Genomic DNA, 691 nt, shown 5'->3' with positions numbered 1-691 from the left:
AGCGCAGCGATAGCCGCGAGACGCAGGGTCTCCCGCATCTGTTTATCCATCGCGATGACGATCAATTTTTCAACAGCGTCTTCTGTCGTTACCCCGATTTTTCCGAGTGCCTCCGCAGCATTAGTGGCAGTCGTATCGTCGTAGGAGAGTGCCGCCGTCAGTGCGGGAACCGCGCGACGCGCCCGCATATTGCCAAGTCCAACCGCTGCTAATGCTTTAACCTCTTTATGCGGGTCACTATTTAACGCCTCAATCAGCGGTGCGATTGCACGCCGGTCACCGATTGCGCCGAGCGCGTCTGCGACCTCTATCCGAATCTCATTTGTGCTGTTTTTGAGCGCGTCAAGCATAGGCGGGACAGCAACACCGCGCATTTCAATGAGTGCTGCTAAGGCATTACTTTGTAATTCTTCGTTTGCTAATTCTTTTATCAGGGGTTGCACGGCGGCTTCCGCTTTGAGGAGTCCGAGCGTTTGGATTGCGGCGGCTTGTGTGCCGATTCGGTATTTTTTCATCCACAGATCATCAATGTAAGCACTCGCAATGTATTGATAGTCTGCAGTAAAACCGGTGTCCTCGTCGGGAATCAGATTTCGCGCTTTCGTTGCCAAAACTTCAAGGAGAGGTGCGGTTGCGGGGGTTCCTATACGGTTGAGTGCATCTATGGCTGTACCTTTGACGTAACTGTTCG

Annotated in this window: 1 protein-coding gene; it reads right to left on the bottom strand. The window is 52.7% G+C overall.

Annotation, left to right across the window (positions count from 1 at the left end; genetic code table 11):
- Window positions 1-691, bottom strand: a 691-nt coding sequence (locus J4G02_23065) for a HEAT repeat domain-containing protein (protein MCE2397389.1), incomplete at both ends; no start/stop codon positions are given.

Source organism: Candidatus Poribacteria bacterium (assembly GCA_021295755.1).
Lineage (GTDB): Bacteria > Poribacteria > WGA-4E > WGA-4E > PCPOR2b > PCPOR2b.
The sequence above is the reverse complement of the archived record's forward strand: the minus strand, read 5'-3'. Positions and strand labels throughout refer to the sequence as shown.